The 15,799-nt window shown below is 60.4% G+C and carries 11 protein-coding genes and 3 pseudogenes; 8 read left to right on the top strand and 6 right to left on the bottom strand.

What is annotated here, in order from left to right; translation table 11 throughout:
• Window positions 1–462 precede the first annotated feature (462 nt).
• Window positions 463–627: pseudogene (locus NKI18_RS29925) on the top strand (LysR family transcriptional regulator); the annotation flags it as partial.
• Here NKI18_RS29925 and NKI18_RS29920 read toward each other — a convergent pair.
• Together NKI18_RS29920 and NKI18_RS29915 are read right to left on the bottom strand one after the other, a co-directional pair.
• Window positions 614–1,819: a beta-ketoacyl-[acyl-carrier-protein] synthase family protein gene (locus NKI18_RS29920; RefSeq protein ID WP_352480275.1), complete on the bottom strand. Its 1,206-nt coding sequence runs from the start codon at window positions 1,817–1,819 to the stop codon at window positions 614–616. The pseudogene NKI18_RS29925 and the gene NKI18_RS29920 overlap by 14 nt on opposite strands.
• Complete coding sequence (locus NKI18_RS29915; protein ID WP_023679611.1) at window positions 1,820–2,095, bottom strand: acyl carrier protein; 276 nt, start codon at window positions 2,093–2,095, stop codon at window positions 1,820–1,822.
• Between the two features lie 772 nt (window positions 2,096–2,867).
• On the opposite strand from NKI18_RS29915, the pseudogene NKI18_RS29910 reads away from it, so the two are divergent.
• Window positions 2,868–4,167 (top strand): annotated as a pseudogene (locus NKI18_RS29910) (IS1380 family transposase).
• Between the two features lie 250 nt (window positions 4,168–4,417).
• Here NKI18_RS29910 and NKI18_RS29905 read toward each other — a convergent pair.
• Window positions 4,418–4,708 (bottom strand): hypothetical protein, encoded by a 291-nt coding sequence (locus NKI18_RS29905; protein WP_352480274.1) that lies wholly within the window; start codon window positions 4,706–4,708, stop codon window positions 4,418–4,420.
• A gap of 335 nt (window positions 4,709–5,043) precedes the next feature.
• On the opposite strand from NKI18_RS29905, the gene glmS reads away from it, so the two are divergent.
• Together glmS and NKI18_RS29895 are read left to right on the top strand one after the other, a co-directional pair.
• Complete coding sequence (glmS, locus tag NKI18_RS29900) at window positions 5,044–6,867, top strand: glutamine--fructose-6-phosphate transaminase (isomerizing) (RefSeq protein WP_352480273.1); 1,824 nt, start codon at window positions 5,044–5,046, stop codon at window positions 6,865–6,867.
• Between the two features lie 719 nt (window positions 6,868–7,586).
• The gene (locus NKI18_RS29895; protein WP_031212627.1) at window positions 7,587–7,841 is read left to right on the top strand and encodes a helix-turn-helix domain-containing protein; all 255 of its coding nucleotides are present in this window, start codon (window positions 7,587–7,589) and stop codon (window positions 7,839–7,841) included.
• A 458-nt stretch (window positions 7,842–8,299) separates the two neighbouring features.
• Here NKI18_RS29895 and NKI18_RS29890 read toward each other — a convergent pair.
• Both NKI18_RS29890 and NKI18_RS29885 read right to left on the bottom strand, forming a co-directional pair.
• Window positions 8,300–8,837 (bottom strand): annotated as a pseudogene (locus tag NKI18_RS29890) (transposase); the annotation flags it as partial.
• 938 nt (window positions 8,838–9,775) lie between these two features.
• Window positions 9,776–10,165 carry a hypothetical protein gene (locus NKI18_RS29885; protein ID WP_353021543.1) on the bottom strand — a complete coding sequence of 130 codons (390 nt, stop codon included), beginning with the start codon at window positions 10,163–10,165 and terminating at the stop codon, window positions 9,776–9,778.
• Between the two features lie 609 nt (window positions 10,166–10,774).
• Between NKI18_RS29885 and queC the strand changes: the two genes are divergently transcribed.
• Genes queC through queE form a run of 3 tightly spaced genes read left to right on the top strand, consistent with a single transcriptional unit; the run spans window position 10,775 to window position 12,560 of the window.
• Window positions 10,775–11,473, top strand: coding sequence for a 7-cyano-7-deazaguanine synthase QueC (queC, locus tag NKI18_RS29880; RefSeq protein WP_353021540.1), 699 nt, complete (start codon window positions 10,775–10,777; stop codon window positions 11,471–11,473).
• Window positions 11,473–11,829 (top strand): 6-carboxytetrahydropterin synthase QueD, encoded by a 357-nt coding sequence (gene queD / locus NKI18_RS29875; RefSeq protein WP_352457393.1) that lies wholly within the window; start codon window positions 11,473–11,475, stop codon window positions 11,827–11,829. Before queC ends, queD begins: the two co-directional genes overlap by 1 nt.
• Window positions 11,826–12,560 (top strand): 7-carboxy-7-deazaguanine synthase QueE, encoded by a 735-nt coding sequence (queE, locus tag NKI18_RS29870; protein WP_353021537.1) that lies wholly within the window; start codon window positions 11,826–11,828, stop codon window positions 12,558–12,560. The genes queD and queE overlap by 4 nt, the downstream gene beginning before the upstream one ends.
• A 556-nt stretch (window positions 12,561–13,116) precedes the next feature.
• Here the strand turns inward: queE and hemN are convergent.
• Entirely contained in the window at window positions 13,117–14,466 is a 1,350-nt protein-coding gene (gene hemN, locus NKI18_RS29865; protein ID WP_353021535.1) for an oxygen-independent coproporphyrinogen III oxidase, read from the bottom strand.
• A gap of 153 nt (window positions 14,467–14,619) precedes the next feature.
• On the opposite strand from hemN, the gene NKI18_RS29860 reads away from it, so the two are divergent.
• Window positions 14,620–15,366 (top strand): Crp/Fnr family transcriptional regulator, encoded by a 747-nt coding sequence (locus NKI18_RS29860; RefSeq protein WP_353021532.1) that lies wholly within the window; start codon window positions 14,620–14,622, stop codon window positions 15,364–15,366.
• Window positions 15,367–15,799 lie beyond the last annotated feature (433 nt).

The following is a 15,799-nucleotide window of genomic DNA, read 5'->3' as shown; positions in this document are numbered from 1 at the left end:
GACGCATCCACACCAGATACGACCGATGTGCTCACACCTTCCTGTCGGCGATCGCCTTCGCTGCAGCCTTCATCTTCTGGATCAATGAGTCCTGACCCTAGCTGAACCCTTCTAACCCTATCGGAGAGGGCGCCGCGCGGACTGGCTCGGCCACATAACCACCGACGGGAGTTCCCCACCGTGGCTCCGCCCCCGGCGCTGTGCCGCACGTTGGTTCGAGACCGCTATGATGGTGAAACCTCTCGCCCGATGGTCCACAAGAAGGGGCCATCTCATGCACGATCTCGGCCATGACCACCGGTGGCTTCTTGCCGGCAGCACTCAGGCGACTATAACGGGCGCAGAGCCGACCCTGCGGCTTCCAGACATTCGTGTACAGCTTCAGACCCTCAAGCCGAGCCCGCAGGGCCTCGCTTACCTTTTACGGGGCGGCGGTACGTCCAAGCCGCTTCAACAGTTAAGAATTTCGCAAAGACGATACCCCCGGATCGTCGAGCTTCCGCTGCCACTTCCCGCATTCGCCGAGGCGGTCAATGACCCGCCCTTCACAATAGTTATCCGGCAAGCATCTGGATGCGAGAGATAATGTTGCCGGAGGCATCTCTCATGGCTTCTACACCTGCCTGAACGCCAGAACCGCGTTCGTGCCGCCAAAGGCGAAGGAGTTGCTCAGTGCCACGCGCACCTTGCGCTCGCGTGCCACATTGGGCGTGACGTCGAGATCGCAATCGGGGTCCAGCTCACGATAATTGGCAGTCGGCGGCACGACGCTCTCGCGGATAGCCATCACGCAGGCGATCAACTCGAGCGCGCCGGACGCGCCGAGGCAATGCGCGTGCATGGACTTGGTAGAAGAAATGGACATTGAGAAGGCGTGCTGACCGAAGACGCGCTTGATCGCCGCCGTCTCGATCTGGTCGTTGGCCTTGGTGCCGGTGCCGTGCGCGTTGAGATAGTCGACATCCTCGGCGTCCAGCCTGGCATCGGCAAGGCAGGCCCGCATTGCTGCCTCCGGCCCCTCGACAGTCGGCGCGACGATGTCGGACGCATCGGCGGAAAGGCCGGCACCGGCAATTTCGGCAAGGATGGTGGCGCCCCGAGCCAGGGCATGCTCGTAGCTTTCCAGCACCGCCATGCCGGCGCCTTCACCAAGCGACAGGCCCTGGCGATCGGCCGAGAATGGCCGGCAAGTATCGGGCGAAAGCACGCGGATCGCTTCCCATGCCTTCAGCACACCCCATATGAGCGGCGCTTCGCTGCCGCCGGCAAGCATCACGTCGGCCCGGCCGAGCCTGATCTGGTCCACCGCGCAGGCAATCGCATGGTTTGCCGAGGAACAGGCGGACGTGACGCCGAAGACCGGCCCGCGCAGGCCGAGACTCATGCTGACCTGGCCGGCAGCGGCACCCGGCATCGCCTTGGGTACAGTCAAGAGAGCGGCACGCTTACCGCCCAGAAGGATGGCGCGGTAGGTTTGCTCGATCGCATCCCACCCGCAGCCGCCAACGCCCACCGTCGCACCGAAGCGATAGCTATTTCCCTCTTTGGAGGAAAGTCCGGCCTGACGCATGGCTTCGCGCGCCGCAAGCACAGCGAGCAGGCTGAAGCGGTCCATGGAGATGAGTTGCTTGCCGTCGATGTCATGCTCCGGCAGCGCCTTGATCTCGGCACCGATCCTGACCCTCAATTCATGGAGCTCGGAGTTGACGATTGGGCCGATGGCGGAGCAGCCTTCTCGCATCTCTCTCCAAATGGCGGCGGCGTTGGTCCCAAGCCCGCAAATCCCGCCAATCCCAGTAATCACGACGCGCCTGTCCATTCACACCCCCTTAGCGAGCAAGCTGCGCACGGCTTCCACCATGTCCCCAACATTCTGGAGATCCGACCATGCCTCGGCCGTATTCATCTCGATCTCGATGCCGTAGGCCTGCTCCAGGTCCCAGAGAACGTCCGCCAATCCCAGTGAATCGATACCGAGCGAAGTCAGTCCCGTGGCAGCCGTTATCTCGCCGCCCGTGGCAGGCGCTATGCCGCCCTCCGACGCGGCGCGCTTCTTGATCATGGCGATTATTTCGTTGGCGAGTTGATCTGCCATCTTGTTCCTTTCCAGCTTGCGTTTTCGGCGTCGTTCAAAACCCGAGTCGCGTCGCGTTGCCAAAATTGCCCCTCATAGAGCCTGTGCGACCGACCAAGCCCAATGCCCATAGGAACCGGACGAGTTCCGGCTTCTGCGGCGTCAGCCCGATGAGGAAGAAAAGTCGCCGGCCTCCCGCTTTTGCGCCAGCACATCAAGAATCTGCGTGTAAATGGATAGGAACCGTCGTCAAACGTCAGCTAAACGCTGCGACGGTGGGTGCTGTCAGCGTATTCACTCGGCACCTCATATGTAATCGAGATGTTTCATAGCTCCGGACCATTGCGATCAACTATTGTACCGGTCCACCATTCGTCGGAGAGTTCGACATGATCGGAGCGCTGCCTCTCATTCCCAGTACAATCTCCACCGCACGCGACAGATTTCCTCTTTCGGGCTCTTCTCAAGGGACTCGCCACGCGATAGAGGCAGTGATCGGCGCACGTTAGGTCCTGCCAAGTCCATGCGACATTCCGGAAAATTGGTAAAATCGTTTGTTCCAATCAAATGCATCCACGCTATGGATAGCTAAGACATGCGTTTCAAGGGCTCGATCTGAATCTTCTCGTCGTTCTCGACGCGCTGCTGAGCGAGCGCGGCCTCACGGCGGCGGCACGCCGCATCAACCTAACCAAATTCATGGGGGTTGGTGGATGTGGCGCAAGCCGTTGAAATGACGTAGGATTTGGTTGCTTAAGCCGATCCGAACCATTTCCCGGAGACCACACCTACCATGAACGATCTTGCGCTGCCGCTGAGCGGTTTGTCATCAGTCGGCGGCAAGTCCGTCGTCGCCCGTTTCGACGGCGGCATGCTGTCGTCCAACAGCGGCGTTCTGGCCTTGGCCGAGGTGGAAAAGCGGTTGCGGGTGGCCGAGCGTCTGGCGCGTTGCATCGACGATCCGCGCTGCCCGGACCAGGTCGTCTACAGCCTGGCGGACATGATCGGCTTTCGACGCCAACCGGCTGCGCCGCGATCCGGTCTTCAAGATGGCCCAGGATGCGCTGCCGTCGGGTCGGGATCTGGCGTCGCAATCGACGCTGTGCCGGCTGGAGAACCTACCCGGCGTGCGGGAGCTGGTCGCGATGGGACGGGCGATGGTCGATCTCTATTGCGCCTCGTTCCGGCAGGTGCCGAAGCGGATCGTACTCGACATTGACGATACCTTCGACGCTGTGCACGGAGGCCAACAGCTTCGCCTGTTCAATGCCCACCATGACGAGTACGGCTTCCAGCCGATCGTCGTGTTCGATGGTGCGGGACGGTTCGTCAGCGCGATCCTGCGACCGGCCAAGCGGCCGAGTGGGGCTGAGATCCGCCCCCACCTGCGCCGTCTGGTGCGGGCGATCCGGATCAACTGGCCGAACATTCGAATCCTGCTCCGCGGCGATAGCCATTATTGCAACCCGCAGGTCATCGACTGGTGCCGCGCCAACGACGTCGACTTCATCTTTGGCCTCGCGCCCACCACGACCCTGCGCAAGCATGTCGCGGATCTGGAGGCCAGCACGACGGCGCGCTTCGAAGCGTCGGCCAAGACAGGCAAGGTCCGCAGGTTCAAGGAGTTCTTTGACGGCGCCGCCAGCTGGAGCCGCGTCGAGCGCATCATCGCCCGCGTCGAGGTCAGTGCCCAAGGTACTGACACCCGCTTCATCGTCACCAATCTGGCCGGTGGCAAGGCCAAGGCGCTCTACGCGGACCTTTACTGCCGGCGCGGAGCGGCCGAGAACCACATCAAATCGTGGAAGACGCATCTCGCCGCCGACCGCACATCCTGCACCAGAGCCACAGCCAACCAGTTCCGGCTTCTGCATGCCGGCGCCTACTGGATGATGTGGAGCCTGCGCGCCGCGATGCCGAAGCGTTCCAGCTTTGCCGTCGCCCAATTCGACACGCTGCGTTTGCGCCTCATCAAGATCGCCGCGCGGGTGGTCGAGATGAAGACGCAAATCCGCTTGCACCTGCCGACATTCTGCCCCGACCAGCGCATCCTGCGCATCGTCCTCGATCGCATCCCCCAACTCGCGACATAACGATGGGGCGCTGACGCCCCGAAACGAACCCGTCGACCGCAACCTGCAAACCCCCGCCTGCCATCACAACGGAGCAATCCCGGCGCCTGACGAGGCGCGTGGAAAAGCACCGCAACGACGACCACAACGTCGCTTCAGGCCGTCAAAAGCTTATCGCCGTGCATCAAGGCGGCTAGTTCTTCCGCTGCGGGAATCGGGTTTGAGTAAGACGGACGAAGCACTGAGAACCAACGCTTTCGTGATAGTGCATTCATGCCCCGAGAATCCTGTTGACCGTTACGAACCCCAAGAAAGCCGGCGTTGAGTGAAACGGTCGCTGAACGTGCTCTGTGGCGTGCGCCGCCTGACTCTCGGTTTCGGCCATGCCGACTAACAGCGTATTGATAGGCCATCGCGGGCTAAGCTCTACCGGCGAAAGCCGCGTCAACAGCGGCAGGCAATCAGAAACTGGATCGGCGGCGACGATGATTATGATCAACGTGACGAACACGTGAATCATGCCGACGGCGCCGACGCTGCCGATGATGATGATGCCGATCATGCGTCGCTGATGCTGCCTAACTACAGTGCTTGTGATCATGCCGATCACCGCGTGATCACGAGCGGCGGCGCTTCGTGTCAGGTGCGTAGCCGGGATGGTCGCGCATGGCCGATTGTTCCTTCTGCCGCGGGGTGTGGGCTTGCTTTCGATCATGAGGGCGTCAGGCGCAACGAGAAGTTTAGATCAGGGGCTCATCCATGGGCTGGATGATAGTTATCCCTACAATCAATTGTACCAATATTACCGAATACTACTACAAGATCCCCAATGAAAGCGGCCGGATGGGTATCCGTCTCGCGTGGGCTGAAGCTGCCGGCAACAATGGGAAGACGAACATGTGCGGGATTGTTGGCATCGTTGGGCAACAGCCGGTGTCGGATCGGTTGGTCGACGCATTGAAGCGTTTGGAATATCGCGGCTATGATTCCGCCGGCGTTGCGACGATCACCGAAGGTGCCTTGCACCGCCGGCGCGCCGAGGGCAAGCTCGTCAATCTCGAGAGGAGACTGAAGGAAGAGCCGCTGAGCGGCAACATCGGCATCGGCCATACGCGTTGGGCAACCCATGGGGCCTCGACGGAACGCAATGCGCACCCGCACTTTACCGACGGTGTCGCCGTCGTCCATAACGGGATCATCGAGAATTTCACCGAGCTGAAGGAGGAATTGGCGGCGGCTGGCGCCGAGTTCCAGACCGACACCGACACCGAGGTCGTCGCGCATCTCTTGGCAAGACACCGCCGGGAGGGCATGAGGCGGCAAGAGGCGATGCGTGCCATGCTGAAACGCGTCAGGGGCGCCTATGCGCTTGCCGTCCTCTTCGAAGATGATCCGTCGACCATCATGGCGGCGCGCAACGGACCACCGCTGGCGATCGGTCACGGCGACGGCGAGATGTTCCTGGGCTCCGACGCGATCGCGCTCGCTCCCTTCACCAATGAAATTACCTATCTCATCGAGGGCGACTGGGCCGTTGTCGGCAATTCGGGCGCCCATATCTTCGATTTCGACGGCCACCCCGTCGAGCGTCCGCGCCATACCTCCACGGCCGCGGCCGATCTGGCCAGCAAGGGCAATCATCGCCACTTCATGGAGAAGGAAATCTGCGAGCAGCCCGAAGTCATCGCTCATGCTCTCCGTCACTATAGCAACATCATAGAGAATCGCGCCGACATGGTTTCTGGCATCGATTTCGCCAGGATCCCGAGCTTGGCGATCTCGGCCTGCGGGACCGCCTATCTCGCCGGACTGATCGGAAAATACTGGTTCGAGCGCTACGCGCGCCTGACGGTTGAAATCGACGTTGCGTCCGAATTCCGTTACCGCGAGATCCCGTTGTCGCCGCAGTCGGCGGCTCTTTTCATTTCGCAGTCCGGCGAAACCGCCGATACGCTCGCATCGTTGAGGTACTGCAAGGAGCGTGGGCTGAAAATTGGCGCTATCGTCAATGCCTGCGAATCGACCATCGCTCGGGAGGCCGATGCGGTCTTCCCGATCCTTGCCGGACCGGAGATCGGCGTCGCCTCCACCAAGGCGTTTACCTGCCAGCTTGCCGTTCTAGCCGCACTCGCCATCGGCGCCGCCAGAGCCCGCGGGACCGTAACCGAAGACGAGCTGCAGGCGCTCGTCAGGAGCCTCGCCGAAGTGCCGCGCGTCATGGGCCAGGTACTCAACAGCATCCAGCCGGAGATCGAGTTCCTGTCGCGCGAACTGTCAAAGTGTCGTGACGTCCTGTATCTCGGCCGTGGCACCAGTTTCCCGCTAGCGATGGAAGGTGCGCTGAAGCTCAAGGAGATTTCCTACATCCATGCCGAGGGCTATGCGGCGGGTGAATTGAAGCACGGTCCGATCGCATTGATAGACGACAACATGCCAGTGATCGTCATCGCGCCCCATGATCGCTTTTTCGACAAGACCGTCTCCAACATGCAGGAAGTGGCTGCCCGTGGAGGGCGGATTATCCTCATCACCGATGAAAAAGGGGCAGCCGCATCGAAACTCGACACTATGCACACGCTCGTGCTGCCGGCTGTCGACGAGATTATCGCGCCGATGATCTTCTCGCTGCCGATACAGCTTCTTGCCTACCACACGGCGCTCTTCATGGGCACAGATGTAGACCAGCCGCGCAATCTCGCAAAATCGGTCACGGTCGAATGATTGCGAACCTTTATAGGTGGCGATGCTCGTCCATCGAAAGCGCTACCCCCTGTCTGGATCCGAAGCCCGGATGAACCAGATGACCATTGCTGCAATTTCGGGAAACTCGCCGTCGCCGCATCATGACAATCGCCATCCTTTTTTCGGCCGGTCGGGCGATTGCACAGGGCAGCCGGATCGAGCTTGCTCAAGCCGACGTCAGCACAAAAGCGCGCGGCCCTTTCGGCTGTTTCCTCGGGCGCCCCATCCTTTCGGTCTCCGAACAAGCATCGGCGGCTTAAAAAATTTCGTTAACAGCGGTGATCGATGTGTGATTCAAGCACAAGCGCGTCTTTCGCTGCATCGGCGGTGGAAATTGGTCGAAGGTATCAGCGTCCGCGAGGCTGGGTGGCCGGTGCCGCGAATAGCCACTGGAGGCGTCAGGGGGAGTTCGAGTTGCTGTTCAAGAAAGCCATCGGCGAGAGTGAGTCGTGTAGGATCGCAGGTCGAATGCGCTACAGCCGATCAGGCCATCTCAGGGTGGGCAGGTTCTTAGAACTTGATCAGAAGCAGGTGAGCCGCCATATTCCGACCCGGCTGCCAATTTCAAGTGGCCCATTCCATGGATGAGGCCGGTCCGGCCGAATGGACGTCCATTTTTTTGATTTGCTGGGTGTGCGCCAGGGTCGGGGAGGAAATCTCCCGATTTGTCAGGCGCTCCCATCTTCTTGGAGATGTTTATGAAGGATTCGCGCATTCCCGAGCCAGTCTTGACGGCTATGTCGCAGGGGACCCACATCATCCGCGCTTATCGTGAGCACCTTGGGTATTCCATCGAGGACCTCGCGGTGGCGTGCGGGCTTGCCGCTGAGGAAATCCAAAACATCGAGCGGGGTGTGAGGTACAACAAGGGCTATCGGGATCGGATAGCAAGATCGCTGTCCATACCTGTGGGAATTCTTGAGGCAGAGGCGGACATATCGGACGCCGCCTGATCAGTCGGATAATCTGCAATGGGTGGAAGACCGCTCTTGTGATGTGAAGTTTGCGGCTGATAGTCGTCGCTTGATTCCGTTGGACGCGAATGCCTTCTGGCGCAGTACCGCCCAGAGAATTCTCGTCCACTGTCCGATGGAACTGCACACGGGCTCGCCGAACAGGAAGTTGGAACGCTTCGTCATGCTGTCTTAGGCGATATAGCCGCCCGGAGTGCTGCGACATGTGCACGATAGCATCGGCTCGCGACGATGGATTGCTAACAGCGAACTCATGCTGGTCGGCAAGGCGATACTGGCTGGAGCATCAACTCGGCCGACGAGAGTGGCCCCCCATCCTAGACTAGTTTCCGTCCACAAACGCGCCTATTTTGCAGCTTTTGCAAGCACTTGACCTCATCCAGTAGAGCCGTTGAACGGCAATGGACAGGCTCAAGAGCGCCGGTGTTGACAAAATCGCCGACCAAGGTATCGGCCCGCTTCAGCAGGCGCACCATGACCCGCACTGCATCCCAAAGCAGACTGCTGTCGCTCGGCTCGTGCATGAGTGCCGAAGTCACGGTGCTGTCCAGCCGCACGACCGCGCCGTCTTCAAGCTTCGCCTGCTGAGCGCTCGACAGCAGCATCCGATTGATCAATTCCCAGGTCTCGGGCAGGATCGCGCTGATCGTCCTTTGCAGCACCGACTTCTGTGGGCTCCACGACGACGGCAGGCGGGCAAAGGCGCGAAACGAGGCGGAGTCTTCGAGATGGAACGCCAGCTCTTGGTAGCTCAGTTGCCGGTACTGCTTGAGGATCGCGCAGCGCAACACCGCTTCGGCAGGCAGGCCCTGCCGTCCGGTGGCCTTACGCCGACCCGAACCAGATCTCGGGCCACCAGGCCAAGCAAATCGCAATCTCGTCCAGCCATTGCGACATCGCCTTCAGTTCGTGGCCGATCTCGTGCGTGGCGAAAACATCGAATATGCTGGCTTGGACGGTGCGTTCTTGGCGCATTGTCGGCTCCGGCGGTGGCAGATTGTACTTTGGAAGCAGTGGCATGAGACCAAAGTGTACCTGAAACCGCCGGGCCTTGCCTTGGCAAAATCACGATTTCATCAACAACATCAATGATTTGGAGTGTGTGGACGGAAACTAGACTAGGCAGGATCGGCCGACATGGCCGGCATCGCGCGCCGCTCTGAAAAGAGCACAGCGGGCATCCAGACGCTGCCGGGTTGACTATGGGTGTCGGAACAGCAAAAAGGGGCCGCTCTTCATGAGTGGCGTGCGCCGGCAGTCTAACCCCAAGCCCCCCCGCCAGGCTGCCGGCGCGCTTCTAGGAACATCGAGGTAGGGCACTACGCTTCCTTGTCCGACTACGCCTCGATCAGATCCCGAGCAGCCAGCCAGTGTCCGACCGTCGCTTGCGCCTCTGCCCGCTGAGCCTTGTGCTTCCTCCAGCGAGTCAAGCCGATCACCATGGGTGTCGCCAGTTCTGGTGCTCACCCATGTGCCATTTGCGATCTCGTGTCGGTGAGAGCACCGCAAGCACGTCCCCTGCTACGGCAAGGCGGCTTGCGTCGCCCGTGTTGTTACTATTCTTCGCTGTGATCGGAGTTTTTTCGTGGCTTCGGAATCGGGACATTCGGCTTTGCAAAAAAATAGGCCGTCGTGGTCGATCGTCACGCCCCCGAGTTCGGCGGCACGATGGAATGACAACAGCAGCGCAAGCTCCATTTGCGCGAGGGGCTCGTCCCTTCAAATACTTGATGCATTTGCGCTTTCCGTCCTCCGTGCATGTTGCTCGATGCCAGGCGGAGACCTCTGTCTAAACGATCGCGCATCGATGCAACGCCTGCGCGTTGATCGCCATCATCGCGGCGATCGCTTTGCCGCGACCGCCGCGGCAGCGATGCGCATGCAAAAATTCGCAGATGCATTCTAGCCAAATGCTAGCTGCCCAGCAAATGTCCGGCATTTCGCAAGGCCCCTAGGAAGAGACTGGCATGGGCGTTGGCATCGATCTTGGCCTGCATCGACAGCGGCATGCTGTGCCAGTTCTCCAAGGGCGCAGTGAAATGTGAGAACGTACCGTTGACGATGCAATGGTGGGTAACAAGGCCCTGTCTGTCCAACGCCAGCACGCCGATCTGGTCGCCCTGATATCGGATGGCTGCGACCCGCTGGACCCCCGCGTCACCGTCGACCCGCACGTCGAAAAGCAGGATGCCGCGGCTCCTGGTGGCTACCTCGGCGGCCTTTTCAGCGAAGCTTAAGGAGAGCGAGCGGACGCTTTCGACCGCCAGCTGTAAAACCATCAAATCCAGTTCATCCACTGCCATAAGGTACCTGCGCGCAACACATGGGTGATAGCAATCGACCACACCGCTTGTTCACAGATGTCGGCTCACGACCGATCATTGAGGGTTTGCCGGTCGTCCATTGACCGAGGGCGTGCTCCGGTTCGAACCGATCCTGAAGCGGAATGCGCTGGATCTACGGAACCCGAGGAGCAGGCCAGCCAGTTGCCGCGACAATTGATGTCGTGATCATTCCAGGCATCTCCATCGGCGTCGCTGAACGTCCCACTGGTAAGTCCGTTCTCTTGCGGCAAGCCCATCCTCGGACCGTCTTGTACCTGAAACCCTCGCGCTGACGTCCCTCGAAGCTCGGGACCGCCGGGCGGTTGATCGTCGAGAACTTTGTTTACGAAGGTCCGGACCTCCTGCAGAGCATATTCCGGTGCGCTCGCCTTTGAGCATTCCGCTGAAGCGTGACGTTTCGCTAGTCCGTGTTCCTTGCAGGCTCACCGCGAGGGCGCCTTGCACACAGCGGCACGTCAGCGCATGAAACTCGTCCCCCGTTCACTTCACAAAATGGATTTCCTGAAGTACTGGGAGCGCAGAGAAATCTCCGGTCGCAGCCTACCCGGTTAAAACAAGGACCCAACAATGAAGACTCTCGTCGTCTGCTCCGGCGGATTGGACTCCGTCACCCTTGCTCACAAGGTGGCAGCGGAGCACGAACTCGCCGGCCTCTTATCTTTCGATTACGGCCAACGGCATAGGAGGGAATTGGGCTTCGCCGCCCTCTGTGCGGAGCGACTGAGCGTCCCGCACCGCATCATCGACATCCACGAGATCGGCGGCGGCCTTTCCGGCTCCGCGCTGACCGATAATGTGGACGTGCCCGACGGGCACTACGCCGAAGACACGATGAAGGTCACGGTGGTGCCGAACCGGAACGCCATCATGTTGGCCATTGCCTTCGGCTTCGCCGCAGCGCACGACGCTGACGCGGTGGCGACGGCCGTGCATGGTGGGGATCATTTCATTTATCCCGACTGCCGTCCGGCCTTCATCGACGCTTTCCAGATGATGCAGGACCACGCGCTCGACGGCTACGCAAAGATTCGCATTTATGCACCCTATGTGAATCTCACGAAGGCGGACATTGTTAGGAATGGAGCAGCATACGGCACGCCATTTGCGCAGACCTGGTCCTGCTACAAGGGCGCCGAGCGTCACTGCGGGAGGTGCGGGACCTGTGTCGAGCGGCGCGAGGCGTTTCATCTCTCTGGGCAGCCGGACCCCACCGACTACGAGGACTCCGACTTCTGGCTCGATGCGCTGCGAAGGAGGACCGCGTAATGTTCCGCATCACCAAGGAATTCCACTTCTCAGCCTCGCATCAGCTCACCTCGTTGCCACCCGATCACCAATGCGCGCGCCTGCACGGGCATAACTACATCGTTGAAGTGGAGCTTTCAGCGAATGGACTGAACGAGAACGGCTTCGTGCGCGACTATCACGATTTGGCGCCATTCAAACGCTACATCGACGAGAGCTTCGACCACCGACATCTCAACGACGTGCTGGGACATGAGCAAGTCACGGCGGAATATCTGGCCAGACATTTTTATGAATGGTGCAAGGCACGCCTGCGCGAAACCTCGGCCGTGCGGGTGAGCGAAACGCCGAAAACCTGGGCGGAATACCGGCCATGACCGATACGCATCCCGCAATCCGCGTGAGTGAGATTTTCGGGCCGACGATCCAGGGCGAGGGCGTGCTCATCGGTTTGCCGACGGTCTTCGTCAGAACCGGCGGGTGTGACTATCGCTGTTCCTGGTGCGACAGCCTGCATGCGGTGGACAATCAATTCCGGCATGAATGGGAGATGATGTCCATTGGCGCGGTGTGGCAAAACGTGCTTGCGCTTTCCGGTGGCCGCCCGCTGATGGTATCGCTGTCAGGCGGCAATCCGGCCATCCAGCCGCTCGGCGCGCTCATCGAGCGAGGCCATGGTGAAGGTTACCGTTTTGCGCTGGAAACCCAAGGTTCGGTGGCCAGGGACTGGTTTTCCGACCTTGACGTGCTAGTCCTCAGCCCAAAGCCGCCATCAAGCCAAATGACGACCGATTGGGCCGCTTTCGAGGCGTGCCTCCAGGCGGCACAAGGCAAGCCGCAAGTCGTGCTCAAGCTCATTGTTTTCGACGAAAGGGACTACGCCTACGCGAAAGACGCCGCTGCGAGATTTCCGCGACTTCCGATCTATCTGCAACCCGGCAATCACACGCCGCCACGCCCCGCAAATGAAGACGCTCCTGTCGACCTTGACGGAATATTGAAGCGCATGGAGTGGCTGGTTGATGCCGTGACCCGCGACAGGTGGTTCGAAGCCCGTGTGCTGCCGCAGCTGCACGTTATGCTCTGGGGTAACAAGAGAGCCGTCTAGCCTAGGCCCGCTTTTCACTGAAGCTGCCCCGGCGGATATTCGGGTGGACGGGTTGTCCCACGCTTGACGGCGCTGCCGGGGTGCTTGCGGACTTCTGCCACCGGCACCAGGAGCGTGGCCAGCCGCTTACGACTCGGATTGTTGCCGAGGCTCGGTTTCGACGGGCGTCCCTGGCGCGAACCAATCAAAGGTTAGCGCGAGCCACGGGTGGATAGTATGGTGGTGCGATGCGGCGGCGCCTGCTGCAGCTGGCACGGTCCTTGCGGATTCTTGTTGCAAGGCCGAAGGGAGCTGTTGGCCGACAACCATGATCTGGCCAAGACGATTGTCGACTGCTTCCGATACAGAAAAGAGGCCGGACTCGACGTGGCGCTTTAGGGACTGCGAAATGGAATACGGCGCCGGAAGGCACGACCGAGCGATATCGTCGCTATGCCAAGACGCGTCTGGTCCGCTCCGAATCCTGTCTTGACACGACGGTCGCAGGTCAACAGTGAAAAACGTAGCGCAATCGGTTCACGATCGACTGAGAACCATGACCTTTCCTCTGCGGTGCTCAGACTGCCGCTGAGTGCCTGGCCGTTCCACTTTCGAAATATTTGTCGAACTTCGCCGCGATGCTTCTGACAAAGGGCCGGCTTTCCGCCGGCACGACGAAGCGGTCACCATCAAGTTCAAGCAGCCGCGCAGGACCATGAAGAGCCGTGGAACTCGCCTTGAGGAGAAGTCTTTGGCCGGCTTCGCCAAAGCGCTCCACCAGCTCAATCGCCGAGAAGGCGAAGTCACACATCAATCGCTCGATGATCCAGCCGCGAACACGGTCGCCGTCGGAAAGCGCGATACCCCGATCAGCGGCCAGCCCGCCATCAGCAACCATGCGTCCATACTCGGCGGTCGAAGGCATGTTCTGTGCATAGCCCTGGCGAAACTGGCTGATGGATGACGGGCCAAGGCCAATCAAGGTCTCGCAGCGATCCTCGGTATAGCCCTGGAAGTTCCGGTGCAGTGTTCCGGCGCGGGCGGCAAGCGCGAGGGCATCGCCCGGTTTGGCGAAATGGTCGAGCCCGATTGCTTCGTATCCCTGGTCCACGATCGCCCGCGCCGCAAGTTGCGATTGAGCAAACCGCTCTGCCGGACCCGGCAGCCATGCCTCGTCGATCATCGTCTGATGTTTCTTGAACCACGGCACATGGGCGTAGCCAAAAAGCGCTATCCGATCCGGTTCCAGGGTCAGTGCCTGCGCGACGGTGGAGGAGACACTCTCCCTGGTCTGGTGTGGCAAGCCGTAGAGCAGGTCCAGATTGACCGATTCGACGCCGCGCGAACGAACGCCGTCGACTACCGCTTTGGTCTGCAAAAAGCTCTGCTCGCGGTTAATTGCCTTTTGCACCTTCGGGTCAAAATCCTGGACGCCGAGGCTCGCACGGGTCATGCCGATTTCGGCGAGTGCGTCGAGGCGGGCATCGTCCATATCATTGGGTTCGATTTCGACGCTGATCTTGGCGCCGGGAAGAAAGGTGAAGCTGTTGCGCAGGGCGGTTCCCAGCGCCACCAGATCCTCCGGTTTGAGCATCGTTGGCGAACCGCCGCCGAAATGGACGGCACGCACGCGGCCCTTGCCTGCGACAAGACCGGCGACGGTGGCGATCTCGGCATGCAGTGAGCGAAGATATGTGGTCACCGGTTCGTAGTGGCGTGTCTGCTTGGTATGGCAGGCACAGAACCAGCAAAGCTTGTCGCAGTACGGGATGTGCAGATAGAGCGAGATCTCGTCACCACCTTCGAGCGCCTCCAACCAGCCTCGGTAAACGACGGCATCGACCCCCGCATGGAAATGCGGCGCGGTCGGATAACTGGTATAGCGCGGGACGTTCTCGCCAAGTCTGGCAGCTAGCTCCAGTCGCATGTCGTGGTCCACCGTGTTTGCGTCGCCGGAACTGTGGATGCTTGGATGAGCCTAAGCCCTGATTTCGATCAACCTTCAGCACGGACAAACTGCCGCAAGGATTTTTCTACCGTCGATTGCTATCCTCCCGCACTGGACCGGTAGAGCGATCGAATGACATTACGGCAGGACAGTCACAGTTCCGGCATTCCCGTTCTTTGCCTGTCTTGCGAGGCACGGCACCGCGGTGTCTGTGGTGCGCTCGAACCAGACCATTTGGCTCAGCTCGCCAAGACGTCGTCGCGGCACAATATCGAGCCGGGGGTCGAACTGATCGGCGACGCCGAGGCGGTCGACTGTTATTCAAACGTGCTTTCAGGCGTGGTGAAGCTCACGAAGAGCCTTTCGGACGGCCGCCAGCAGATCGTCGGTCTCCAGTTCGCGCCGGATTTTCTGGGACGGCCCTTCAAGATGAAAAGCGCGATCAATGCGGAAGCGGCAACAGCTGTCTCGCTATGCTCGTTTCCGAGAGCGGCCATCGAACGGATGATGAAGGAATCACCGGAATTTGTGCATCGCCTGTTCAAGCAGGCGCTGAACGAACTCGACGAGGCACGCGAATGGATGGTGACTCTGGGGCGCAAGACCGCACCGGAGAAGGTGGCGAGCTTTCTCCTCATGATCGCCCGGAACATCGGTTCCAGTGTTGACCCGGCGGCTAGGTCGGCGTGCTTCGAGCTGCCGATGACGCGTGCCGACATCTCTGATTTCCTTGGAATTACAAACGAGACCGTGAGCCGTCAGCTGACCAGCCTGAGAATGGACGGCGTGATTCGGATCGAGAACAACCGCCGTGTCACCGTGGACAGCATGAGCCGGCTGGAACGGCGCTGCGGCGGCCGAGGCGCAACCGCCGTTTGAATGACACCGAAGCTGCATGGCCTACGTCACTTATTTCGTTCGGGGCAGGGCATGCTCGCGTTGGGCTTAGAAGAAGCCGCATAGCGACAGCCCGCTCTCCATCCGATCGCCTGAGCCAGGTGTGTTTCGGCCAACTCGTCGGCGAAGCATCCATCCTCGAGGTGCTCGACGTGCAACCGGCTGTTCCAGGCAGGATTGCACTCGGCCGAAGTCAATACGCCTCATACGCAGGGGAAAATCGCCGTCTCCCCGAACCATGAATGTCACGAAGGCAGCGCAACGCTGGCGCTGGATGTCCCAAGGCATTGAAACGATCGACGTTCGGCAAGGCATCGGCCTACTTTCTAGCGTCACAGAAGGCGCGCTTCCCCACACGCCCGCGATCGCCTCCATACCCGGCCCGACCGGGGACGCGGGGCCTGTCCGTAAGCGT

The organism is Mesorhizobium sp. M0800, from assembly GCF_040320095.1.
Taxonomy (GTDB): domain Bacteria; phylum Pseudomonadota; class Alphaproteobacteria; order Rhizobiales; family Rhizobiaceae; genus Mesorhizobium.
The sequence above is the reverse complement of the archived record's forward strand: the minus strand, read 5'-3'. Positions and strand labels throughout refer to the sequence as shown.